Consider the following 24852-nt stretch of genomic DNA (forward strand, 5'->3'; position numbering starts at 1 on the left):
CTCTACTTTATTTGTTTTGTTTTGTTTCCCTAATAAAGTAGAAATCATATCGTGGTTACTTTTGTCAATTAGCCTCCACGAAATTTACACCACTACTTGAGACTATAACTCCTTGAGCCTAGTAATCCTAAAAAAAATCATGGTTCCAATAAGGCTTTCTGCCCTATTTTCACCATGACTTTTAACATGACTTTTTTATTTTTAACACAACTTTTTTATTCGTAACACGAGTTTTTTTGGGTTATACAATTATCACTTAAGTTTTTTAGGTTTATATGCCTACTTCCATATCCGCTTCAATTTTATAAACTCCTGTATATACCCCCAAAAAGATACTGGTGACATGATAATCTGATAAAATAGTACAAATATAATAAAACCTACTTTATTCTTTCTTATCTTTAAATCTAACTTTTTGAAAACATTTTTTTGGTATTCATATAAAATCCAGTAACTAATAAGCGTAAGCGGTACTACAAATAATGTCATAGGCCCAACGATGTAGTAATATCCAAAAAATGCCCCAATAAGCCCTGGCAGCCAACACAGGGTGTATACAGCATCTAAATAATGAAGCAGTAAATCTATAGTAGTTAGATATTTTACATATAATTGCGGCTGCTGCCACGGCTTCATAGCCTTTAAGGCTTCTATCATTCCTCTTGCCCACCTGGACCTTTGTTTGCAAAAATGAGACATGGAAGTAGGAACCTCAGTAAAAGCCACAGCATAAGGCTCAAAATAGATTTTCCAGTTGTTCAACATTAATCTCCATGAAAGTACAATATCTTCCCCTATAGCATCGGGCCAACCACCTACTTTTCTTATCCGTTCAGTTTTATAGATACTATATGCTCCTTGAGCCACCAAAGTGCCTTGATATAAACCCTGCATCCTTTTTATAGAGGCTATTCCAAGAAAATAATCCCACTCCTGAATTCTTGCGAGAAGATTATCCCTGCTGTTTTTTACCAAAACAGCACCTGCTACAGCACAAACATCAGAAGGTGCTGATTCGATTCTTGCAACAAGATACCTTACTGCAGACTTGTGGAGTAAAGTATCAGCGTCTAAAGTAATCATTAAATCAGTACAAATATGCTGTAGGCCCTTATTTAGAGCATTAAACTTACCCGGTTTTTCTTCTTTTAATACTACTAAATCTAAATTTAGCCTCATAGCAGCATCCAACGCTTTTTCTGCCGTTCTATCCGTAGAACCATTGTCAACTAGTAATACATGTATTTTTCCATCATAGTCTTGTTTCGCAATGTATTTTCGATTTTATCTGCTTCGTTTCTCGCTGCAATAAGTATAGTTATATCATTGTCAGGTCTTTCGTTTTTGAAAGGAGGTTGTCTGTCAAGCAGTAAACTTATAACCATAAATATATTTAAATACCCAGGTATATACGCTAAACCAGTTATAATAAAAATTGAAATCGGCAAACTTACTAAATCTGCTAAATCTAAAACCCAAGGTATTGACAAATATATACTAAAACTCATCCATAGAAATGCTGCTATATGACCCACTATAAATTTATTTTTAACAGGTATGTATTTTTTAAATCTTCGATTTATACTTATTTGCTGGTTATTCAAAGGCAAATTTGTATTCATTTTTTGCCCCAAAAATAATACACCTCCAAACTTCAAACATTTTTTATATAATTCTCCATATTACGTCAAAAATCCTTCTTTAACCCATTTTTTTGTCTATCATATTTATATTTGAAACAAATTCCTCTCTGTCCACATCCCCTAATTCCTTATTCATTGTGTCGTAAGCCTTCAAACATGCAGATTCCAGTCGTATATATTTATTAATTGTTGACTCTAAGATTATGCTCATTTAATTTGCTCTGGATTATAGATAATACTTCATTAAAATTCACATCCGCTGTATTTAGCGATATAGCAATAGGGGGATAATTAAATTTCAAGTTTGCTTTTATTACTTTTTGCTTTGCGGAAGAAATTCTGTGCAATAATTTATCTATATCATAAACAGTAATTGCTATAAGTCTTTGTGAGAAAACTCTTATAACAGAAACAGATTCAATTTCATTCCAAGCAATAAATCCTACACTACATGCAGATGACATATCAGTGATGCCATCTTCTGTAATCACCAATAATGGTTTTGGATTTAATGCTCTTTTAACAGAATATATCTCACAAGGAACAAAAAAACCCATTCCTATTATTCCGATTATTATATAAACTATATTCTTGTGAATTGTTCCAAATGCTAAAACAAAGACGCATGCGAGCAACATAACAATTCCTAATATTATCAAGCCTATTGATTTAACCTTGCTTTGTTTAATGATAATCTCATTCATTTATTCATCCCTCCCAAATTATTAAACCATATTCACAATATCAAACAAATGTGTTTTTTCAATTATATCATATGTATTTTAATAAATCATCCAAATATTACAATTCTTATAAACCCATATCCTCCAGCACTCTTTTAACCTCCTCCATCACCTGCTTCCTATACCTGTTCCCTACTCCAATCATATCCACAATTGTATAAACCCCAAAGTCTTTTTTTTCCTCCTTCAACTTCCTGATTGCCCACTGTATCCGTCTTTTGTGCAAATCTACAGGTGTCTCTATAACGGAATTAATAAATGTCTTGGTAAATGGTAATTTATCCAGTTAAAGGTCAATGTTCTTGAGTCCTGACCTTGTTTTAATTAACCGCAGACTTATTCTCTGCGGCTTTTCATCACTTTCCAATATCTTTTGAACAGTTTGCCTTACACATTTAAGAATTTCTTCATCCCTTGCCTCCCAATCAACGTGACTGTAAGCCTGCTACTGCCCCTTACCCCTTTCACCTTGTTCCTTTGTAACTGTTTCCATATACTCAAACCCACAGGAACAGGAGAAAAATCCATTCACATTTTTATTTCTGCGGCGGTACTTTATCAACAGGTTTTCCACTACAGGCTCAAGTAAGTGGTCGTCGGCAGGATTTAGGCAAACCCAGGGTCCTTCTCCGAAAGGTCTGTTATTTAACTCTTTTATAAAAAGTTCATCTGCTCCTATACCTAAAAACCTTGCCAATACCAGACAATAACTTTATTTTTACTTTAATAGAACTTTCCATGTAGTAAAAATATTTTTTGTTTCTAAATTTTTATCTACATGAGTTTTAGAAACAGAAAAAATAGGGTATGTTCTATAGGAAATGCAAATAAATTCCTTACATGAACTCCCTACAATTACCAATCATCTTATACCTTAAACCCATATCAAATCTCGTATTTCCAATGCTTCCCCTTGTTCCTTTCACCTTTCAATATCACAACTTTATTTTTATTATAAAAGAACTTTAACATCCGTAAAAATACCTTTTCTTTTTCTAAAATTTCTTCTTCATCATTTCTGAAACAGAAAAAATACGTCAAGTTCTTATAAAAAGTAAATAATGTCCTTATCCCTTTATCCTTTTATCCACATCTTCCTAATATTTTTTATACTTTATCCCCATTCTTGCATCAAGAAATGTGGATAAAATCTTAATATAAGGACTTTATTTTCATTTTGATAGAACTTTACCGTTTATGAAACAACTGTCCAGTTTCTGTAATTTATATCCTTAATCCTATTGCTGTGCCCCCTTATAACCTTTCAATGGCATGACTTTATATTTCAGAACTAACTTACTAATAGAACCGACTTTATTATTACAGAACTTACTTTATTATCACAGAGTCAACTTTATTATTTCTAAAACATTTTCCTTATTCCTTTTCCCTAAAATTCCTTGTCACTAACTATGTATATTTAAAATAAACTCCGCTCCAAACCGAAATCCCTCAAACCCTTATCCCTTCTCGCCTTAACCCTATCCTCCTAATCTCTTCCAGATAATAAAGTCGGTTCAAAAATTCCATATTTTCATTCCATTTAATAACATTTCTTCCTTAATTCTTGTAGTAATTTTTAAAATAAAGTCGGTTCTAAATAGGGGTAAGGTGCAAGATGAACAGGGTAAAGTTTCAAGGGTTAAGGGATAAGAGTTCATTTCACTTTTCCATTGCTTTATCAATATTATCTTCAATATAGTCTTCAATCCCTTTAAAATCAATACTTCTAACCTTATCTAATACTTCTTAACCATAATAACCTTATTCCTTACACCTTAACCCTTTCACCTGTTAAAATGCAAACCCCGCAGCAAATGAAGATTGCTCCTGCATCTGCTACGGGATTTTGGAACGAACTTTATTTTTATAGAGCGAACTTTATTTTAATGGAGTGAACTTTATTTGAATTATACACATGAGTATAAAACAGCATCAATCTCACTCCACCGTCACGCTCTTGGCCAGGTTCCTGGGCTTATCCACATCGTTGCCCTTCATGACCGACACATAGTAGGCAAAAAGCTGGAGGGGCGTAACGGCCACAATGGGCGCCAACAGCGGATCGATGTTTGGGATGGTGATGACCGCATCGGCCGCCTTTTCCGCTTCGTCTAAATGCTTTTCCGCGGCGATGGCCAGCACTACGGCTCCCCGGGCCTTCACCTCCCGGATATTGCTTACCATCTTCTCAAAGAGCGCGTCTTGGGTCATGGGACAGATCACCAGGGTACCGTCCTCAATCAGGGCAATGGTGCCGTGCTTCAGCTCCCCTCCCGCATAGGCCTCCGAATGGATATAGGAGATCTCCTTCAGCTTGAGGGAGCCTTCCATGGACAGGGCATAGTCCAGGTTACGACCGATAAAGAAGATGCTTCTGGCATTGTAATGCCCTGCGGCAAAGCGCTGGATGGCTTCCTTATCCTGTAATACCGTCTCCATATGATCAGGGATCTGCATGAGCTGGTCTATATAATACCTGATGGTTTCATCATCCACCGTTCCCCTGATCTGGGCAAATTTCAGCGCCAGAAGATACAGGACGGCAAGCTGCGTGTTATAGGCTTTTGTGGATGCCACGGCGATTTCAGGCCCGGCCCACGTATAGAGCACATCGTCGGATTCCCTGGCAATGGAGCTTCCCACCACATTGACGATGGATACGGTATGGGAGCCTTTCTTTTTGGCTTCACGGAGAGCCATCAGCGTGTCCAGCGTCTCCCCTGACTGGCTGATGACGATGGTGATTTGCTTCTCGTTCACCATGGGATCACGGTACCTGAACTCGGATGCCACATCCACGTCCACAGGAATCCGTGCCAGCTTCTCTATGGCGTATTTGCCCACCATTCCGGCATGGTATGCCGTTCCGCAGGCAATAATATTAATCTTTTCACAGGATTTGACCATTTCATCGGTCAGTTTGAAATGCTCAAACTGGATTTGGCCATCCCTGACGCGCGGACTGATGGTAGCCTTGAGCACGGCCGGCTCCTCGCAGATCTCCTTCATCATGAAATGCTCATAGCCACCCTTTTCGGCGGAAGCCACATCCCAGTCCACATGGAAAGGCTCCCGCTCAACGATTTCACCCAATAGGTTGTAGATCTCAACTTTCCCGGCGGTAATGCGCGCGACTTCCCTGTCTTCGAGGATCTTCACATCGCGTGTATGCTCCAGTATCGCCGGGATATCCGAGGCGATGAAGTTCTCGCCCTCCCCAAGACCTACAATGAGCGGGCTGTCCTTCCTGGCCGCCACGAATTCATCCGGGCAGTCGGTACAGATAACCCCCAGGGCATAAGCGCCCTCAATGTCATTCAACGTGTTCATGACGGCTTTGACGAGATCGCCCTTGTAATTGTAATCGATGAGGTTAGCCAACACTTCGGTGTCGGTGTCCGACTGAAAATGGTAGCCCTTGGAAATGAGAAATTCCTTAAGCTTCATGAAGTTTTCGATGATACCGTTATGTACCACGGCAATTTTTCCGCTGGAACTGATATGAGGATGGGAGTTGACATCATTGGGCTCACCATGTGTCGCCCACCGGGTATGCCCGATACCCAGGTTTCCCCTCAGGTCGGTGGTACCCAGCTTGCTCTCAAGGGTTGCCAATCTTCCCTTCGTCTTGACCATTTTGATGACGCCATCATGGAGTATGGCGACTCCTGCAGAGTCGTAACCCCGGTACTCCAGTTTCTTAAGGCCGTTCATAAGGATGGGTGTTGCCTCTTTGCTTCCGATATAGCCAACTATTCCGCACATGGAAATGCTCCTTTCATTATTTCTGATAGATTTTGGGACAGGTTCAAAAAACAGGCTGCCTTATAACACACGGAAAGCACCATTCAATAAGCCTGCTTTCCTTGCCCGCAAGCAAATACACCTATTCCTGTCATATCAATAAACGGGAACAGGACTCAAAGACATGGTTTTCAAACCTGAGAGTCCTTTTTCAGAAATGCATGAAAGGCCAATCCGACACATTCTGTCCCTGCCGTCGCCGGCAGGTTTTGTAGTGTCTTATCGATGATGGCGCACCGGAAGGTTTCCGCCGAAACTTTCGATAACCTCCTTCTCCTCGTCAACAAGGGGCAATGGTTAAAAGCCCTGCTACCCTTGTTCTGGCGCTTATTGCACTGTCCTAAAAACGCTGCCCTCCTTTCCGACAGATCGCTTTCAGCATTTCTTATACCATTGTATGATAATTGGGTTGTCCATTGCAAGTGTTAAGCCATCGTTTCCCAATGAATCATGCCAATTTCTCTTCTCTTCCTCATTCTTTTTTTCGTGCATTGACAAGCTCAGGTCCTGGATATAATCCCTTACAGTTGCTCGGTGAAAAAAATGGGTAAAGTCTGGCGAAAAAACATTGGGAAGGCCTGAATATGGCTGAAACTTGAGTACGAAAAAGGCAGATGACCATACATGATCCTCTGCCATTTTGCTATTTCTGTTGTTATCCCAGCCGCTCTTCAATGATCCTGACCAGTTCCTCCGCCTTTTGGGTAATGTAGTCCTGGTCCTTGCCTTCGATCATAACCCTGACCAGTGGCTCGGTTCCCGACGGGCGGATCAGCACCCGGCCCTCGCCCTTGAAGGCCTCTTCCAGCCGGCTGCAATGCTCCGCAATGACGGGATCGTCCCTGTAGCTGTATTTCTTGGCATTGCTGACCCTGGCGTTCCTCAGAACCTGCGGATAATCCTTCATGATGGCGTTCAGCTCCGACAGGCTCTTGCCCGATTCCTTGAGCACGGAAAGCAGCATGATGGCTGTCAGCAGACCATCTCCCGTGGTGTTGTACCTGCTCATGATCACATGCCCCGACTGCTCGCCTCCGAGAACGAAGCCGCCTTCCAGCATCTTCTCCAAAACATAGCGGTCGCCTACAGGCGCCTTGACGATGTTCAGCCCGTTATTCCTGGCCATCTCGTCAAAGCCCATGTTACTCATGACGGTGGCCACGATGGTATCATGGGCCAGCATCCCTTTCTTCTTCATATCCAGGCCGATGATGGCCATCATATGATCGCCGTCCACCAGCCGTCCAGTTTCATCCACGGCCAGAACCCGGTCCGCATCGCCGTCAAAGGCCAGGCCCAGGTGGCACTTGTTCTCCACGGTGAACTTCTTCAGCATGTCCAGATGGGTTGAGCCGCAATCCTTGTTGATGTTCATACCGTCGGGCGTGTTGTTGATCACAAGCGTTTCAGCGCCCAGCCTGCTGATGGCCATGGGGGACGTGACGCTTGCGGCGCCGTTGGCGCAATCCAGGGCGATTTTCAGCCCCGACAGGTCTGTCTGTATGGTCTGAACGGCATAGCTGACATAATCTTCAACGGCCGTTTTCAGGATATGTACCGACCCTACCTGATCGCCGACAGGATTGGGGATCTCCTCGGCCTGATCCAGGATGATGCGTTCGATCCTTTCCTCGGTCTCATCCGGCAGCTTGTAGCCTTCCGAGTTGAAGAACTTGATGCCGTTGAACTCGGCCGGGTTGTGGGAGGCCGAAATGACGATACCCGCGTCAAAGCCGTGTTTTTTCACCAGGCAGGCCACCGCAGGGGTAGGAATGACGCCTGCAAGATAGGCCTGGGCCCCGGCAGAGCAAATGCCTGCCACAAGGGCGCTCTCCAGCATGTCGCCGGAGCGCCGGGTGTCTTTTCCCACCAGGATTCTGGGTTTATGCGCCTTCTCCCCTGAAAGGACGTAGGCGCCGGCCTTTCCCAGCTTGAAGGCCAGTTCACAGGTTAATTCGGTATTGGCGACTCCCCTGACACCATCGGTTCCAAACAGCCTTCCCATAGCGTTTTCCTCCACATATTAGTAAAAGCACATTTATTATACATTTAATAAACTTTATCCGGCAAGCCTCGGAAATATCCCATTTCTGCCGAAAAGCATCAGTCTGCAAACAGCAACCTGTAACGCCGTTGTATTTATTACCCGGAACACTGGGCAAAGCCATTCCTTAAGCGTGTTTTCCAGCAGGAATCTGTTTTGTGTCATGTTCGCTGAACAGCTTATGGCTCAAATCATCCATAACCGCCTCGGCAACGTTCTTGCAGCTGTCCGTTATGCGTTCGATATAATGGATCAGCTCAAGGAAGTTGATGGCTGCGGCCGGTTTGCACTCTCCCTTGTTCAGCCGTTCGATATGTCTTTCCCTGAGGGTCCTTTCCCGTTCGTCAAACCGAGCTTCCAGTCTGAGCACATTTTTTGCCGCCTCAATATCTCCGTCCTCAAGGGCTTTGCGCATATCCGCCGTAATCTGCTCAATATCCAGGAAAGCCTCGTTGATTTCGCCGATGGCCGCTTCGGAGAAGGCAATCCTGGCGTTGATCATATTCTGGGCTATCTCACTGATATCCTTGCAGTTATCACCCATTTTTTCGATATCATGGGCAATGCGCATTAGCCCCGTCAGGCGCACGGACTGTCCAGGTGTAAGGCTGTGTGTCAGGATCTTGGAAAGGAAGTCCACCACTTCCCGTCTCAGCATGTCCACGATATCTTCCAGTCTCGAGGTCTCTTCCACAGCTGTTAAATCCGAAGCAACAATGGATTGCCTGGCACTTCTGACCATGCCCTGCACAAACTTGCTCATCTGCTTGAGCTCGTTAACCGCCAGGTTCATGGCGATGGACGGCGTGCCGAACACCTTGGGATCAATATTGGCAAGGGAAGTTTCCACCATGAGTTCTTCGCCCCTGAATATCCGGCATACCACTTTCTCCAGCACGGATATCAGCGGAAGCATGATGATGGTGTTCACCACATTGAAGAAGGTATGGAAATTGGCAATAGCCACATCCATGTTGTCTGCGGCAACACTTCCCATGAATTGCCCTACGACCCAGGCAGCCTGGGGAACAAAGAAGATAAATAGAATGGAGCCAATCAAATTGAACAGCACATGGACCAGCGCCGCACGCTTGGCGTTAAGGCTAGCACCGATGGAGGCCAACACAGCAGTGATCGTCGTTCCGATATTGCTCCCCAATACAAGGGGTATGGCCGCTGTCAGGGAAATCAGGGGCAACCCGTCGGGTGTTGCGGCAAGGGCCAGCTTCTGGATAACCGCAATCACCGCGCTGCTGCTCTGGACAATTGCTGTGACAACGGTACCAATGATGACGCCCAAAACCCTGTTATTGCTGACACTGGCCATTAAATTCTGAATTTCAACGCTTCCGGCCAATGGTTTCATGGCGTCGCTCATGATGTTAAGGCCCACAAACAGCATGCCGAATCCGAAGAAGATTTGCCCGATGAACTTGATGCGCTGATTTTTCGAGAAGAAAAAGACGATAAAACCAATTGCAAGAATGTGAAACGCGAACTCGTTGAGTTTGATGGAAACCAGCCAGGCTGTGATGGTTGTACCGATGTTGGCACCAAAGATAACCCCGATGGCCTGGCGCAGGCTCATGAGGCCGGCGCTGACGAATCCGACCACCATGACGGTTGTGGCGCTGCTGCTCTGGATGACGGTGGTTACGATCATGCCCACCAGAATGCCGATGAGTGGATTTTTGGTCAGTATCTTCAGAATGTGGCGCATTTTCTCGCCTGCTGCCTTTTGAAGACCTTCACCCATGAAATTCATGCCGAAAATGAAGAGGGCCAGTCCGCCCAAAAGGCTTGGCAATGCGTCCAAGATGATTCTCCACATAAAGAATTCCCCCGGTTAAAACTAAGATTGATACAACGCATAAAAGTGCTGATAGTGGTATAGCTGTTGCTGCGTCTTGGATCAAAAAGCCATTAGCATTTTAGCATAAAACCCTTACCAATGCTATATAAAATGAGCCGCCATCTGCATGTAATTGTTGGCCGTATATATAACATTACCTTTAATTAGCAGTTTTATCCGATTCTTATGGAATAAAGCCAGTTCCCGCTGGGAATGGCCTTGTGCCAATCCTCGCTGGCATACCCTACATTCTTATGTAAAGCAAAAGACGTCCGGCAGTAAATGTCAGACGTCCTTTACGTGATAGAAGCTCTATGTTATTGGGACCATGAAGCCCGAAATCTAAAAGATTTCATCCATCAGCAGATCCATCAGGTCATCCACATCCATTCCGGTCAGATCATCGATGGCATTTACAAGCTTCTTGTTGCTTTTGATGTTCTTTGCCAGGTTTTTAAGGACGGTTTCGGCGATGTCCTCGAGTTCTGCCGGATCATCCATCAGGTCTTCAATATCCACGGTATTCTTTGTGTTGATTTTGCCGATTGAGGCCTTGCGGCTGATTTCTGAATCCAGGGAAAGCACGACGGTCTCACCGGAATCCTCTATTTCCATGGCAATACTGATGCCCCTGATATTGCTTGAGAGCAGCCCAAAGTCGATGGTCACGTCAAGCTCCGGTATATCGTCTGCATAATATTTGAAACTCCTGGACAGGTATCTGAAACTATCCTTCATCTCTCTGACGATGTACATATAGGCAATTTCGAAATCGTCATCATCCTGGAGGTATTCCAGCACATATTCCAGATCTTCCTCGTCAAAGAGAAGTTCAAACTCATGCTTGTCCTTCAGGATTTTTTCGATGGCGTTTTTGGCATTCTTCCTGAGGGACTTCATCAACACTTCGTCATCAGCCGCTACCTCAAAGATTTCCGCAAAGATATCCAAAAGCCTGTCGCCGTCCAGTGTCAGCATCACTTTGCCCGGGGAGCCCTTGATATCATCATCCAGGACTTCCGCAATGGCTTTCGCATACTTGCCCCTGTCATACTGGACGTCTGCTTCCCTGAGGTACTTGAGCAGTACCTGAATCTCGGATATGTACGCCCGCACTTGCTTGTCCAGCCTGTAGGTAAAAGTCTTGTCATAAAGCTTGGGCAGTGCGAAATAGACCTCTTTTTCGCCCAATCCCGCCGTGATTTCAGCCACGGTTTTCTTGTCATAGGAAAGGGTTCCGGTTACTTCCGCGAGCATCTTGTCCAGATTTACGGCAGTTTTCAGACTGGCGCCGGCCTGGTTGATAAGTTTCAGGTCATCGTCATCGCCCTTGTAGTTGACCGAAAGGGTACTTGTGACCGTAAAAGCATCCATCTTGCCGAGGCGATCCAAGCCCTTAAGCAGTCTCATGGCCGGATTGGCGGAGACGGCAATGGCTTTGATGACAATGGCCAAAAAAACAATGGCAGCAACAACAGCGATGATTCTGGCTTTGGAAAAAGACTTTCCGGCCGGTTTGGGTGATTCGGGCTCCACCGCGTTGTCAAGCGGCGCACCGCAATTGCTGCAGAATGCGTTAGTATCCTGGTTTTCATGTTGGCAACCCGCACATTTTTTCATCGAAGCACCTCCATAGATGTATGGTAATTGGGGGATCGGTCTTATAATCAATATTTTACGCCAAGTTTCCAGATGTTAAAGTCTTGACAAATTTAAATAAATGGAATATGGAAAAGGCCGGGTATACGGTCCGGCTCCCGGCTGGGAACCGATGAACCGTTCCGGCCTTCCTGTTGGGATGCGTGTGAATGGTATCGGAACTTAATCACCCATATCCATGATCACTTCATCGATGGGCGCTCCGGGCGGAACCATCGGATACACCTTGAGATCCCGGTCTATCTCACAATTGATCACCACAGGACGGTTTTGGGCCATGGCTTTTCTAATGGTCTCTTCCACATCTTCTTTCCTTGTTAGGTTGTAGCCCACCGCACCGAAGGCCTCGGCCAGCTTGACGAAGTCGGTACACCTGTCCAGGGTGGTCTGTGAATAACGGGAATCATAGAACAGGTTCTGCCACTGACGCACCATACCCAGGGCATGGTTGTTCATGATGACCTCGATGATGGGCAGGTTGTATTCCACCGCGGTAGCCAGCTCATTCATATTCATCCTGAAGCTGCCGTCACCGGCGATATTGAATACACGCTTGCCGGGCGCACCCACCTGGGCACCGATGGACGCGCCAAGGCCAAAGCCCATGGTACCCAGACCACCGGAGGAAACAAAGGTCCTGGGCCTGGTGAACTTGTAATACTGGGCCGTCCAGATCTGGTGCTGGCCAACTTCGGTGGCCACAATGGCGTCGCCTCCCGTCAGTTCATAGATCTTTTCCAGGATGTACTGGGGGGTGAGCATGTCTTTGCCGTTGCTGCCGCTGAGAGGATATTTCGTCTTCATGTCCTGGATGTAGTCCATCCATTCCCTTCTTTCAACCCTCTCCAGCCGCTTGTTCAGTTCGCGCAGCACCTCACGCACATCACCGATGATGAACCTGCTGGTGCGGACGTTTTTGTTGACCTCAGCCTCGTCAATATCAATATGGAGAATCCGGGCATGAGGCGCAAAGCGCTCCACTTTGCTCACCACGCGATCACTGAACCGTGCGCCTATGGCGATAAGCAGATCGCACTGGGTGGCAGCCATGTTGGAAGTCTTGGTTCCATGCATGCCTATCATGCCGGTATAGTTGGGATGGGTTGCCGGGAAGCCGCCCATCCCCATCAGGCTGAGGGTCACAGGCGCATTGATCTTTTCGGCAAATTCCAGAAGCTCCTGGGCCGCGTCGGAGGCTATCACGCCGCCGCCTGCATAGATCAGGGGCTTGGAACTGCTCCTGATCAGGTCGATGGCATGAGCCAGCGCCTTTTCGGATATGTATTCCGTCCTCCTGGGAATCTCCCGCTTCGGAGCAGGCGTATACTCCGCCTTTTGGGCGGTGATATCCTTGGGTATGTCGATCAGCACGGGCCCCGGCCTTCCCTCCTGGGCGATGTAGAAGGCGCGCCTGACGATATCGGCCAGGTCGTTGACATCCTTGACAATGAAATTATGCTTGGTGATGGGCATGGTAATGCCCGTGATATCCACTTCCTGGAAGCTGTCCTTGCCAAGGAGGTTCAGGGGCACATTGCCTGTGATGGCCACCACCGGCACCGAGTCCATGTAGGCGGTGGCGATTCCGGTCACCAGGTTGGTTGCCCCGGGCCCGGATGTGGCCAGGCATACGCCCACCTTCCCCGTCACGCGGGCATAGCCGTCGGCCGCATGGGCCGCGCCCTGTTCGTGGGACGTGAGGTAATGCCTGATCCTGTCCCGGTACTTGTACAAGGAGTCATAAATATTCAAAACCGCTCCTCCGGGGAATCCGAAGATGGTATCCACACCTTGTTCCAGTAAACATTCCAGCAGTATGTCAGCACCCGTCAATTGCATGATAACACCTCATTCCAACTCAATTGTCATCCTCCGTCCGGAAGGCAGCCAGAAGCGTTGATTTCTGATAGCGCTTCCCTATTTATACTTCAGAACCGCTCCCTCATCGGCAGAGGAGACCATCCTGGCATAACGGGCCAGATAGCCGCCCTGTACCTTCGGAGGCGGGCATACCCAGTTCTTGCGCCTTTCGGCCAGGACTTCCTCCGAAACCTTCAGGGTGATGGTGTATCGGTTCATATCTATAGCGATGATATCCCCATTCTGGACCAGCGCAATGGGACCGCCCTCCGCCGCTTCGGGAGAGACGTGCCCGATACTGGCACCCCGGGTGGCGCCGCTGAACCGTCCGTCGGTGATCAGGGCCACGTCGGCATCCAGGCCCATGCCTGCCAGCGCTGATGTGGGCATGAGCATTTCCCTCATACCGGGGCCTCCCTTGGGTCCTTCATAACGGATGACCACAACCTCACCCTTTTTGATGGTCCCCGAGAGGATGGCCCTGATACAATCGTCCTCCGAGTCAAATACCCGGGCGGGGCCTTCATGGACCAGCATGTTCTCCGCCACGGCGCTGCGCTTCACCACGCAGCCGTTGGGAGCGATATTGCCTTTCAGGACAGCGATGCCACCTGTGGAGCTGTATGGATTTTCTATGGATCTGATGACCTCGGGGTTCCTGTTCTGAACGCCGTCCAGATTTTCTCCAACGGTCTTTCCGGTAACGGTCATGAGGTTCAGGTTGATCAGGTTCTTTTTGGACAGTTCCTTCATCACCGCGCAAACGCCGCCTGCAGCATGGAGATCCTCCACAAAGTGCCGGCCGGCCGGAGCCAGCTTGCAAAGATTCGGCGTTCTCTCACTGATCGCGTTGGCCATCTCCAGGTTGAAGGTAACGCCTGCCTCATAGGCGATGGCCGGAAGATGGAGCATGCTGTTGGTGCTGCATCCAAGCGCCATGTCCACGGCCAGAGCATTTGCGAAAGCCTCCGGGGTCAGGATATCCCTCGGCTTGATATCTGCCTTCACAAGCTCCATGATCTGGAACCCGGTCATCTTGGCCAGGCGAACCCGCTCAGCCATGACAGCCGGGATGGTGCCGTTTCCGGGCAAAGCCATGCCCAATGCTTCGGTCAGACAGTTCATGCTGTTGGCGGTAAACATGCCTGAGCAGGAACCGCAGCTGGGACAGGCGCTGTTCTCATACTCGGCGAGTTCTTCTTCGGTCATCTTTCCGGCGCTGACGGCGCCCACCGCCTCGAACATGTCGGTCAGGCTGATGCCCGTTTGCCCTGCCCTTCCGGCCAGCATGGGACCTCCGCTGACCACGATGGCCGGGATATTAAGCCTGGCCGCCGCCATCAGCATGCCCGGCACGATCTTGTCACAGTTGGGTATCAGCACAAGCCCGTCAAATCCATGGGCCATGACCATGGATTCGATGGAATCGGCGATGAGTTCACGGGAAGCCAGCGAATAATGCATGCCGGCATGTCCCATGGCGATTCCGTCACAAACACCGATGGCAGGAAACTCAAAGGGTGTTCCCCCTGCGGCGCGGATACCGGCTTTCACCGCTTCGGCAATGGTGTCCAGCCCGATGTGTCCGGGCACGATTTCGCTCTTGGCGTTGACAACGCCAATCAATGGGCGGTTGATCTCTTCATCGGTATATCCCATGGCCTTGAACAGGGACCGGTGAGGAGCCCTTTCAACACCTTTCTTGACGATATCACTTCTCATAGCATTCTACCTCTCTATGGATATTATCGGGGACGGACCTCTCCAGGCGGAAAAGTCCTGTCCCCGCCGTTTACCTTGTCAGATACGCTCAACCACCAGCCTGCCCATTTCAGAAGTACCCACCAGTTTCTTGCCGGGACTCATGATATCGCCGGTCCTGTAGCCTTCCTCCAGTACCTGGTTCACCGCCGCCTCAATGGCCCTGGCTTCCTCCTCCAGCTTCATGGTATACCGGAGCATCATGGCCGCTGACAGAATGGTGGCCAGGGGATTGGCCTTGTCCTGGCCCGCGATATCGGGCGCCGATCCATGGATGGGCTCGTACAGCCCGAAGGCTCCCTCACCCAGGCTGGCTGACGGCAGCATACCGATGGAACCGGTAATCATGCTGGCCTCGTCCGACAGGATGTCGCCGAACATGTTGGTCGTTACAATCACGTCAAACTGCTTGGGATTTCTCACCAGCTGCATGGCGGCATTGTCCACATACATGTGTTCCAGGGTGATATCCGGGTAATCCCTGGCCACCCTGGTCACCACTTCACGCCAGAGCCGCGAGCTTTCCAGCACATTGGCCTTGTCCACGCTGGTAACCTTTTTGCTTCTTTGCCTTGCGATTTCAAAGGCCAGACGGGCAATGCGCTCCACCTCGCCCACACTGTAAGTCTCGGTATCATAGGCCTCCTGGCCCATCTTGCCGTCGCGTTTTCCGCGCGCTCCGAAATAGATGCCGCCGGTCAATTCCCGTACTACCATGATATCCAGGCTCTCTCCGATGATATCGGGCCTTAAGGGGCATGCGTCACGCAGTTCTTTGTTCAACAGGGCCGGCCTTAGGTTGGCAAAGAGCCCAAGTCCGCCCCGAAGGCCCAGGAGCCCGGCCTCAGGCCGCTTGTCTCCCGGCAGGTTATCCCATTTGGGACCTCCCACCGCACCCAAAAGGACTGCATCGCTCTTTTTGCAAGCCTCAAGGGTTTCCTCGGGCAGCGGGCTTCCGGTGGCATCAATGGCACATCCGCCGGCCAGCAGCTTCTGGCACTGGAAGCTGTGGCCGAACTTCTGCCCAACTTTCTCCAGAACCAAAAGGGTTTGTTCTATGACTTCCGGGCCGATACCATCACCCGGCAACACAGCGATCTTGTAATTCATATCCTACCATTCTCCTTCTTCTTGGTTGATGGCAGGGATGGTCCTGCCATCAGCAAAGTCATGATTGATTTACCCATACCCAAAGGCTCAGGACGGAGAACCATCCCCCGCATTCTTGGTGCGGATATAGTTGACCAGGCCGTCTGCAGCCATGATCTTCTTCATGAATTCCGGGAAAGGACGGGCCTTGAAGGTGGTACCCTTGGTCAGGTTGCGGATGATTCCGGTATCGAAATCAACCTCCACCTCATCCCCCGCTTCGATTCCCTTTACCGCCTGCTCGCATTCCAGGATGGGAAGGCCGATATTGATGGCGTTCCTGTAAAAAATCCTGGCGAAGGTGGACGCGATCACGCAGGACACCCCGGAAGCCTTGATGGCAATGGGGGCATGCTCACGGGAGGAACCGCAGCCGAAGTTCCTGTCGGCCACAATGATATCGCCCGGCTTCACGTTCTTCACGAAATCCGGATCGATGTCCTCCATGCAGTGGGCGGCCAGTTCCTTAGGATCGGAAGTATTCAGGTAACGGGCCGGAATGATGACGTCCGTATCCACATTGTTGTTGTATCTGAAGACTCTACCCTTAGCTTTCATAATACCCCTCCTTAATCGGCTTTCAACAGAGTGTCCGGATCGGTGATTTTTCCTGTAACGGCTGATGCGGCTGCCACTGCCGGGCTGGCCAGATAGACCTCGGACTCGGTATGGCCCATTCTGCCCACAAAGTTCCTGTTGGTTGTGGCTACAGCCCGCTCGCCCTTTGCCAGAATGCCCATGTGACCGCCCAGGCAGGGACCGCAGGTGGGCGTGGAGACCACGGCGCCAGCCTCAATCAGCTGCTCGATGATGCCTTCTTTCAGGGCATCCAGATAGATCTTCTGGGTGCCGGGGAACACAATCACACGAACACCCTTCTTGACCTTCCTGCCCTTGAGTATCTTGGCGGCCACCCTCAAATCTTCCATGCGTCCGTTGGTGCAGGATCCGATAACCACCTGGTCGATCTCCACATCCCCTACCTCGTCGATGGTCCGGGTATTGTCGGGAAGATGCGGGAAGGCCACTGTGGGACGGATCTTGGAAAGATCGATCTCATAGACCTCGTCGTATTCGGCATCCGCATCGGGTTCATAGACCGTCCATGACTTGCTGGAATGGTTCAGGACATACTCAATGGTCTTCTCGTCCACGATGAAAATGCCGTTCTTGGCGCCAGCCTCAATGGCCATGTTGGCCATGGTGAAACGCCCGTCCATGGAGATGTGCTGAATGCCGTCGCCCACGAACTCCATGGATTTGTACAGGGCGCCGTCCACACCGATCATGCCGATGATATGTAGGATGATATCCTTTCCGCTTACCCAACCCTGGGGCTTGCCCTTCAGCACAAACTTGATGGCCGAAGGAACCTTGAACCAGCATTTTCCGGTAGCCATGCCGGCAGCCATGTCGGTGCTGCCCACGCCGGTGGAGAATGCGCCGAGAGCGCCGTAGGTACAGGTATGGGAGTCGGCGCCTATGACCAGATCGCCGGGCACCACCAGCCCCTTCTCGGGCAGGAGACAGTGCTCAATACCCATCTCGCCTACTTCAAAATAGTTCTCCACTTCCATCTTTTTTGCGAATTCTCTTACACACTTACACTGTTCAGCCGCTTTGATATCCTTGTTGGGGGTAAAGTGATCGGGCACCAGGGCTACCTTGGACCTATGAAAAACCTTGTTGGCACCCATCTTCTCGAATTCCCGTATGGCCACGGGAGATGTAATGTCATTACCCAACACCAGGTCCAGATTCGCTTCAATCAGCTGTCCGGCCTCAACGCGGTCCAGACCCGCATGTGCGGCAAGTATCTTCTGCGTCATCGTCATACCCATAATTCCCAACTGCCTCCTTATAAGTACACACGAATTTTCTTTTCAAGATCTTTAATCAGTTTGTATTCAATGGAGTCTACAAGCGCAATCCAGCTGGCCTCGATGATGTCGGTGGAAACGCCGACGGTAGTCCATACCGTTTCCCCGTCGGTGGATTCAATGAGCACGCGTACCTTTGCTGCCGTTGCCGACTTGGAATCGATCACGCGCACCTTGAAGTCGGTGAGGTGAACCGACGAGAGCTCGGGATAAAAGACCTCCAGGGCCTTGCGCAGCGCCCTGTCCAGCGCGTGCACCGGACCGTCGCCCTCAGCCGCCGTGATCTCCGCTTTGCCGTCAACCTTCACCTTGATCAGGGCGGAGGCGCTTGGCCTAGACTGTGTGGGCTGCTCAGTGATCAGCTTGAAGGATTCCAGTTCAAAGAACGGACGGTACTTGCCCAGCTGCTTTCTGATGATCAGCTCAAAGGTGCTTTCGGCACCTTCAAACTGATAGCCCTGGTGCTCCAGTTCCTTCAGACGGTTGATGATGGCCTCGGTTTCGCTGGACTCCTTGGTAACGCTTGGGCAGATTTCCCGAATCTTATCCAGGATGGTGCGTCTGCCTGCCACCTCGGACATCAGGAATCGCCGCTTGTTGCCGACCAGGTCCGGATCCACATGCTCAAAGGATCGGGTGGCCTTGGCAACGCCGTCGATATGCATGCCGCCCTTATGGGCGAAGGCGCTGTTGCCCACATAGGGATCCCGCTCGTTCATGGTCACGTTTGCGATTTCGGCGATCTTCCTGGCTGCATGGGTCAGCATCACCATTTTGTCCTTGGGGATGCATTGGATGCCCTTTTTAAGCTGCAGATTGGGGATGATGGTGGAGAGGTTGGCATTTCCGCAGCGCTCGCCGAACCCCAGGTAGGTTCCCTGAACATGGGATGCTCCGGCCTCCACGGCCATAATGGAATTGGCAACCGCCATTCCCCCGTCATTATGGGTATGGATCCCTATCTTTACCTTGAAGGTTTCTGTTACCCTCTTGGTGATCTCATAAACCTCGTTCGGAAAGCTTCCGCCGTTGGTATCGCAGAGCACCAGGCAGTCGGCTCCGCCTTCCACTGCCGCCTGGAGCGCTTTGAAGGCATACTCGGGATTGGCCTTGTAGCCGTCGTAGAAGTGCTCCGCGTCAAAGATAACTTCCTTGTTCCTTTTCTTGAAAAAGGCCACGGTCTCCCTGATCATATTCAGGTTCTCTTCCAGGGTCGTTTTGATCACGTCGGTCACATGAAAATCCCAGCTCTTCCCGAATATGACGATGACAGGGGTCCCGGCCGACAGGAGGGACTGGACATTGTTGTCCTCCTCCACGGTGATATCGCGCCTTCTCGTGCTGCCGAAAGCCGCAAGCCTGGCATTTTTCAGTTCTATGCTCTGCATTCTTTTGAAAAATTCGATATCCTTGGGATTGGAACCGGGATTTCCGGCTTCAATATAGGAAACGCCCAGCTCATCCAGTGTCTTGACAATCTTGATCTTGTCCTCCACTGAAAAAGATATCCCTTCAGCCTGCGCGCCGTCTCTCAGCGTCGAATCCAATATATCCACCTTGCGCGTCATGCCACATTCTCCTTCCTGATGCTAACCTAGTTAAGGCTCCCTGTTTACTGCTGCGTCTGCATATACCTGCACGGTTGCCCGCATGCCCTGGGCAGCCGCCCCTGCCACGAAGAACTGTTCCCTTTCATGACCGGACCGTCACGAAAGAACCATCATCGCCAGGAAACCTTTTCTCATTACTTGTTCCAGCTCATCATCTTTCTGAGCTCTCTTCCCACTTTCTCGACCAGGTGCTCCTTCTCGATTCTCCTTCTGGCATTGAAGTTGGGCCTGTTAGCCTGATTTTCAAGGATCCAGTTCCGGGCAAAGGTTCCATCCTGAATTTCAGTGAGGACCTTCTTCATTTCCTTCCTGGTTTCCTCAGTGATGATGCGCTTACCGGTCATGTAATCCCCGTATTCGGCCGTATCACTGATGGAATATCTCATGAATTCAAAACCGCCCTTGTTGATGAGGTCAACGATCAGCTTCATCTCATGGACGCATTCGAAGTATGCGCTCTCGGGCTGGTATCCCGCCTCAACCAGGGTTTCGAAGCCGGCCTTCATGAGCTCCACAACGCCGCCGCAGAGTACGGCCTGTTCACCGAAGAGGTCGGTCTCGGTCTCTTCCTTGAAGGTGGTCTCCAGGATTCCTGCCCTGGCGCCGCCGATACCGGCTGCATAAGCCAGTGCCAGTTCCTTCGCATTACCGGTGGCATCCTGGTATACGGCAATGAGGCACGGTACGCCCTTGCCTTCCTCATACTGGCTTCTGACCGTATGGCCGGGACCCTTGGGGGCAACCATGAACACGTTCACGTCGGAAGGCGGCACTATCTGTCCGAAGTGAATATTGAACCCATGGGCAAACACAAGGGACTTTCCGGGCCTGAGATTGGGTTCAATGCTTTCCTTGTAGAGCTTGGGCTGCTTTTCATCGTTGACGAGGATCATGATGATATCGGCCATCTTGGCTGCCTCGGCGGCTACGGCCACCTTGAGCCCGGCTTCCTCGGCCAGCTTCCATGATTTGCTTCCCTCATACAGGCCGACCACCACATCTACGCCGGAATCGTGGAGGTTAAGGGCATGGGCATGGCCCTGGCTCCCGTAACCGATAACAGCCACTGTTTTTCCGTTAAGCAGGGAAAGATTGCAATCCTTTTCGTAATACATTTTTGCCATGACACTATTCCTCCTCGTATTTCTTATAGCTTTTTATTTCCTTGCTGCCTCTTTCAAGGGCTGTCAAGCCGGTGCGGACAATCTCGCGGATGCCATAGGGTTTCATCAGGTTGATGAAGGCTTCGATCTTGTCCTCGTCACCGGTCAATTCAACTGTGAGGGTTTCGCTGGACACATCCACGACGCTTGCCCTGAAGATGTCCACGATCTCAATAATGGATGCACGTGAATTTTCCCTGGCATTCACCTTGATCAGCATCAGTTCCCTGAAGACCGACAGCTTCGGATCCAGCTCGATGACCTTGATGACATCAATCAGCTTGTTGAGTTGCTTTTTGATCTGCTCAAGGATGTAGTCGTCCCCCCTGACCACGATGGTCATGCGGGATACGCCAGGATCCTCGGTCACACCCACCGACAGGCTGTCGATGTTGTAGCCCCTCCGGCTGAACAGGCCGGAGACCCGGCTTAATACACCTGACTGGTTTTCTACCAGTACCGAAAGAACATGTCTGTTCACATTCATCTCCCCTTACGCATTGATGCAATAATCGTCATTGCATTGATTTGTATTCCTTCTATGGATTACAGCGTGCTTTCATCAGGATCCACCATGCATTCCACAAGGAAGGGGCCCTTATGGCTCAATGCCTGTTCGAAAGCCGCTTCAAGCTCGTCATCGTTTCGGACGCGTATCCCGTCGATGCCGTAGGCCTTTGCCAGCATGACGAAGTCGGGATTCCGTTCCAGGGCCGTCTGGCTGGTGTTTCCGAACATCCGGTTCTGCATCTCCCGGACCATGCCCAGGTTGGCATTGTTGAACAGGACCATGACAAGACCAATCTGGTTTGCAGCTATGGTGCCCAGCTCAAACAGGCTCATCTGGAAACCACCGTCGCCGGCTACCGCCACCACCTGCCTGTCGGGGGCCGCAATCTTGGCACCAATCGCGGCCGGAAGACCATAGCCCATGGTGCCCATGCCGCCGGATGTCATGAACTTCCTGCCCGGCAGGTCCTCAAAATGCCTGGCAGCCCAGAACTGGTTCTGACCCACATCGGCAACCATGATGGCCGTGTCGCTGAGCTTGTCGGACAAGAGGCGAATGGCCTTCTTGGGATTCACGAAATCGCCGGTCCGGTAGGCCACTTCGGGTTTCATGCTTCTTAAGGTTTCCAGCCAGGCAGCGGTATCCTTGCGCTTGATCTTCTCATTCATCTGTTTGAGTATCTCGCGCACATCGCCCACCAGCGGGATGTGGGTTCCGACAATCTTTCCGATCTCCGCCGGATCCACGTCGATATGGACGATGGTCATGTTCTCGGGAAGTATCTGTGTTCCCCCCGCAGACCTGTCGGCGATGCGGGCTCCGATAAAAATGACCAAATCCGCCATCTTCACGGCCTCATTGGCGTGTGCAAAGCCATGGGTTCCTATCATGCCCACATAATGGGGATGGTTGGACGGGAAAGCGCCCTTCCCCATCAGGGTATGGACAACGGGAATGCCCGATTTCTCGGAAAAGGCCACCAGTTCTGCCTGGGCCCCTGCCAGGTTCACGCCGCCCCCGGCAAGGATCAGCGGCCTTTCGCTTTCGGCGATAGCCTTCAGTGCCCGCTTGATCTGGCCCATATGCCCCTTTACCGTTGGTTTATATCCGCTGATATGGACTGTTTCGGGGTACTTGAACGTAATGTCTTCCTGCTGGATATCGTGGGGAAGGTCAATAAGCACCGGCCCCGGCCTGCCCGTTGAGGCGATATGGAAGGCCTCGCGGAATATGCGCGGGAGTTCCCTGGCATCCTTCACAAGGAAATTATGCTTGGTAAAGGATTCGGTAGCCCCGGTAATGTCCGCTTCCTGGAAGACATCCCGGCCGATCATGGAGCTGGGAACCTGTCCGGTCAACACCACCAGCGGTATGGAATCCATGTAGGCTGTAGCGATTCCTGTAATCAGGTTTGTTGCGCCCGGACCGGAGGTCGATATGCATACCCCCGTTTTCCCGGATACCCTGGCGTAGCCATTGGCACAATGGGCGGCTGCCGATTCCTGGCGCACCAGGACATGCCGGATCCCGGACTTTCTCAGCGCCTCATAGACATGGACAATATAACCCCCGGGATAGCCGAACACGGTATCCACACCTTCTTGTTCCAGGAACTTCACAATTGCTTCTGCTGCTTTCACCGGCATCACCACCTTGAGGTATATAAAAAAATCCCTCGATCTGTGTACACTACAGCAGGGACGAGGGATGTACTCCACGTGTTACCACCCTTATTTCATTCCCACCTTGCGGTGGAAATCTCATGAGGTTCTAACAAACCTTCGCCTGTAACGGGGCTTGCCGTTTACTCCTACTGATATGGTTCAGAGTAACTGTTCGGGAGGGATATGCATAACCGCCATCAGACCGATTCTCACCAACCATCGGCTCTCTGTGCTGACTTCTGCAGCTATACACGGCTCCTTCATCACATTTGATTGCTAAGGGGCTATTCAGTTATGATTGGAAATAATTATATCAGCCTTTCTTCAATCATGTCAATACTTTTTTTATAAAGTATGATGCAAGCTGTCCTTGTGATACGGTGTGTGAGTACAGCGCGGCAATCCCGCTAAACCCGCGAAACCATACCTGGGACGTCATTGCGAGCACCTCATAAGTGGTGCGTGGCAATCTCTTTAAGCTTCTCGGGCAGCCACGGAAGCCACTGAGATTGCTTCGTCACTGCGTTCCTCGCAATGACAACTCCTGGGTTATGTCACTGCGAGCGAGTGAAACGAGCGCGGCAATCTCAGTCTTACCTCTTACATCCTGGCACTGTCATGAATCATCCATAATTGAGCAATGATATATTTATCTATCATATTATATAGCTTGTCAGCATCAATATTATTGGTGGACAACACGGAACGGCAGGCAACCCGGGAACGGAAAGGATTAAGCCGCATGAATCTGGATTTTGGTATTTTTCTGACCACCTTCGGCATGGTACTCCTGATGGAGATGGGAGACAAAACGCAGCTTTTGGTGATGGCCTGCGCTTCAAAATACAAAACCAGGCATGTTCTGGCAGGCATACTCATCGCTATCATCGCCCTCAATCTGCTTGCCGTGATACTTGGCACTGCCATCGGCGGCATCAAGGTCATACAGGACGTGGTGAAAGCAGCCGCTTCCCTGCTGTTCATCCTCTTCGGACTCCTGTCGCTCAGGCAGGAGGAAGAAACCGCTTCCTGCTCCACAGGAACCTCTACAGGCGCCATCCTCGCGGTGGCACTGGCCTTTTTTCTGGCTGAGACAGGCGATAAAACCCAGCTCTCCACCCTATCCTTCTCCGCCCTTTATCCGGACAGCCCGCTCAGCGTTTTCGCCGGTTCCACCATCGCCTTGCTCATCGCGGACTGCATCGGCCTGGCCGCCGGCGCTGTCGCGCTGAAATATATCCCCGTTCGGATCATGGCGCTGATCTCTTCTTTCCTGTTCATCGCTTTCGGTCTGGCCAGCGAATGGACGACCCTACGCGAAAACTTTGCGGTGGACGAATCCAAAGCGCTGATAATCGTGGGGATAACTGCCGTCGTTTCCCTCCTGACCGCGGCTTTGATCCTCATTTTTGGTCAATTGAAAAAGTAAATTCCGGTTTGCAAAAGTAAATTCCACAGTTTTTGCAAAGCAAGAGAAATCTATATTTTTCGTGTTTTTTGATGAGT

Annotated in this window: 19 protein-coding genes, 1 pseudogene and 1 other annotated feature; of the genes and pseudogenes, 1 reads left to right on the forward strand and 19 read right to left on the reverse strand. The window is 49.9% G+C overall.

The genetic code is table 11. The features are described from left to right. Window positions 1–279: 279 nt before the first annotated feature. From F3H12_RS10270 to ilvB (F3H12_RS10350), 19 genes and pseudogenes are all read right to left on the reverse strand, one after another. Entirely contained in the window at window positions 280–1272 is a 993-nt protein-coding gene (locus F3H12_RS10270; protein ID WP_340162585.1) for a glycosyltransferase family 2 protein, read from the reverse strand. After that, the gene (locus F3H12_RS13525; protein WP_243133265.1) at window positions 1230–1634 is read right to left on the reverse strand and encodes a hypothetical protein; all 405 of its coding nucleotides are present in this window, start codon (window positions 1632–1634) and stop codon (window positions 1230–1232) included. The genes F3H12_RS10270 and F3H12_RS13525 overlap by 43 nt, the downstream gene beginning before the upstream one ends. Before the next feature lie 191 nt (window positions 1635–1825). Beyond that, entirely contained in the window at window positions 1826–2347 is a 522-nt protein-coding gene (locus tag F3H12_RS10275) for an STM3941 family protein (protein WP_149679234.1), read from the reverse strand. A 106-nt stretch (window positions 2348–2453) separates the two neighbouring features. After that, entirely contained in the window at window positions 2454–2576 is a 123-nt protein-coding gene (locus F3H12_RS13605) for a hypothetical protein (RefSeq protein ID WP_279231998.1), read from the reverse strand. 96 nt (window positions 2577–2672) lie between these two features. Further along, window positions 2673–2810 (reverse strand): annotated as a pseudogene (locus F3H12_RS13670) (TnsD family Tn7-like transposition protein); the annotation flags it as partial. Window positions 2811–2831: 21 nt separating this feature from the next. Next, a complete protein-coding gene (locus tag F3H12_RS13675) occupies window positions 2832–3083 on the reverse strand; it encodes a TnsD family Tn7-like transposition protein (RefSeq protein ID WP_188118486.1) in 252 nt (83 codons plus the stop codon). 1244 nt (window positions 3084–4327) lie between these two features. Continuing rightward, the gene (glmS, locus tag F3H12_RS10290; RefSeq protein ID WP_149679235.1) at window positions 4328–6154 is read right to left on the reverse strand and encodes a glutamine--fructose-6-phosphate transaminase (isomerizing); all 1827 of its coding nucleotides are present in this window, start codon (window positions 6152–6154) and stop codon (window positions 4328–4330) included. A 694-nt stretch (window positions 6155–6848) separates the two neighbouring features. Further along, entirely contained in the window at window positions 6849–8198 is a 1350-nt protein-coding gene (gene glmM, locus F3H12_RS10295) for a phosphoglucosamine mutase (protein WP_149679236.1), read from the reverse strand. 166 nt (window positions 8199–8364) lie between these two features. Beyond that, window positions 8365–10068, reverse strand: a complete 1704-nt coding sequence (locus tag F3H12_RS10300) for a Na/Pi cotransporter family protein (RefSeq protein WP_149679237.1) — start codon at window positions 10066–10068, stop codon at window positions 8365–8367. Between the two features lie 363 nt (window positions 10069–10431). Then, window positions 10432–11709, reverse strand: coding sequence for a zinc ribbon domain-containing protein (locus F3H12_RS10305; RefSeq protein WP_149679238.1), 1278 nt, complete (start codon window positions 11707–11709; stop codon window positions 10432–10434). A gap of 201 nt (window positions 11710–11910) precedes the next feature. Next, the gene (gene ilvB / locus F3H12_RS10310) at window positions 11911–13587 is read right to left on the reverse strand and encodes a biosynthetic-type acetolactate synthase large subunit (protein WP_149679239.1); all 1677 of its coding nucleotides are present in this window, start codon (window positions 13585–13587) and stop codon (window positions 11911–11913) included. A 78-nt stretch (window positions 13588–13665) separates the two neighbouring features. Continuing rightward, a complete protein-coding gene (gene ilvD / locus F3H12_RS10315) occupies window positions 13666–15330 on the reverse strand; it encodes a dihydroxy-acid dehydratase (RefSeq protein ID WP_149679240.1) in 1665 nt (554 codons plus the stop codon). A 78-nt stretch (window positions 15331–15408) separates the two neighbouring features. Beyond that, the gene (gene leuB, locus F3H12_RS10320; RefSeq protein ID WP_149679241.1) at window positions 15409–16479 is read right to left on the reverse strand and encodes a 3-isopropylmalate dehydrogenase; all 1071 of its coding nucleotides are present in this window, start codon (window positions 16477–16479) and stop codon (window positions 15409–15411) included. Window positions 16480–16566: 87 nt separating this feature from the next. Continuing rightward, the gene (gene leuD, locus F3H12_RS10325; protein WP_149679242.1) at window positions 16567–17076 is read right to left on the reverse strand and encodes a 3-isopropylmalate dehydratase small subunit; all 510 of its coding nucleotides are present in this window, start codon (window positions 17074–17076) and stop codon (window positions 16567–16569) included. A gap of 11 nt (window positions 17077–17087) precedes the next feature. Further along, window positions 17088–18359 carry a 3-isopropylmalate dehydratase large subunit gene (gene leuC, locus F3H12_RS10330; RefSeq protein ID WP_149679243.1) on the reverse strand — a complete coding sequence of 424 codons (1272 nt, stop codon included), beginning with the start codon at window positions 18357–18359 and terminating at the stop codon, window positions 17088–17090. A gap of 17 nt (window positions 18360–18376) precedes the next feature. After that, on the reverse strand, window positions 18377–19966 hold the full coding sequence (gene cimA, locus F3H12_RS10335) for a citramalate synthase (protein ID WP_149679244.1): 1590 nt from the start codon (window positions 19964–19966) through the stop codon (window positions 18377–18379). Window positions 19967–20142: 176 nt separating this feature from the next. Continuing rightward, complete coding sequence (gene ilvC, locus F3H12_RS10340; protein WP_149679245.1) at window positions 20143–21132, reverse strand: ketol-acid reductoisomerase; 990 nt, start codon at window positions 21130–21132, stop codon at window positions 20143–20145. 4 nt (window positions 21133–21136) lie between these two features. Continuing rightward, complete coding sequence (ilvN, locus tag F3H12_RS10345) at window positions 21137–21652, reverse strand: acetolactate synthase small subunit (RefSeq protein ID WP_149679246.1); 516 nt, start codon at window positions 21650–21652, stop codon at window positions 21137–21139. A 65-nt stretch (window positions 21653–21717) separates the two neighbouring features. After that, window positions 21718–23328: a biosynthetic-type acetolactate synthase large subunit gene (gene ilvB, locus F3H12_RS10350; RefSeq protein ID WP_149679247.1), complete on the reverse strand. Its 1611-nt coding sequence runs from the start codon at window positions 23326–23328 to the stop codon at window positions 21718–21720. Window positions 23329–23375: 47 nt separating this feature from the next. Beyond that, window positions 23376–23619: a binding site (T-box leader), on the reverse strand. A 469-nt stretch (window positions 23620–24088) separates the two neighbouring features. On the opposite strand from ilvB (F3H12_RS10350), the gene F3H12_RS10355 reads away from it, so the two are divergent. Further along, window positions 24089–24775: a TMEM165/GDT1 family protein gene (locus F3H12_RS10355; protein ID WP_188118488.1), complete on the forward strand. Its 687-nt coding sequence runs from the start codon at window positions 24089–24091 to the stop codon at window positions 24773–24775. Window positions 24776–24852 lie beyond the last annotated feature (77 nt).

It is taken from the genome of Thermoclostridium caenicola (assembly GCF_900142095.1).
Classification (GTDB): domain Bacteria; phylum Bacillota; class Clostridia; order DSM-8532; family DSM-8532; genus Thermoclostridium_A; species Thermoclostridium_A caenicola.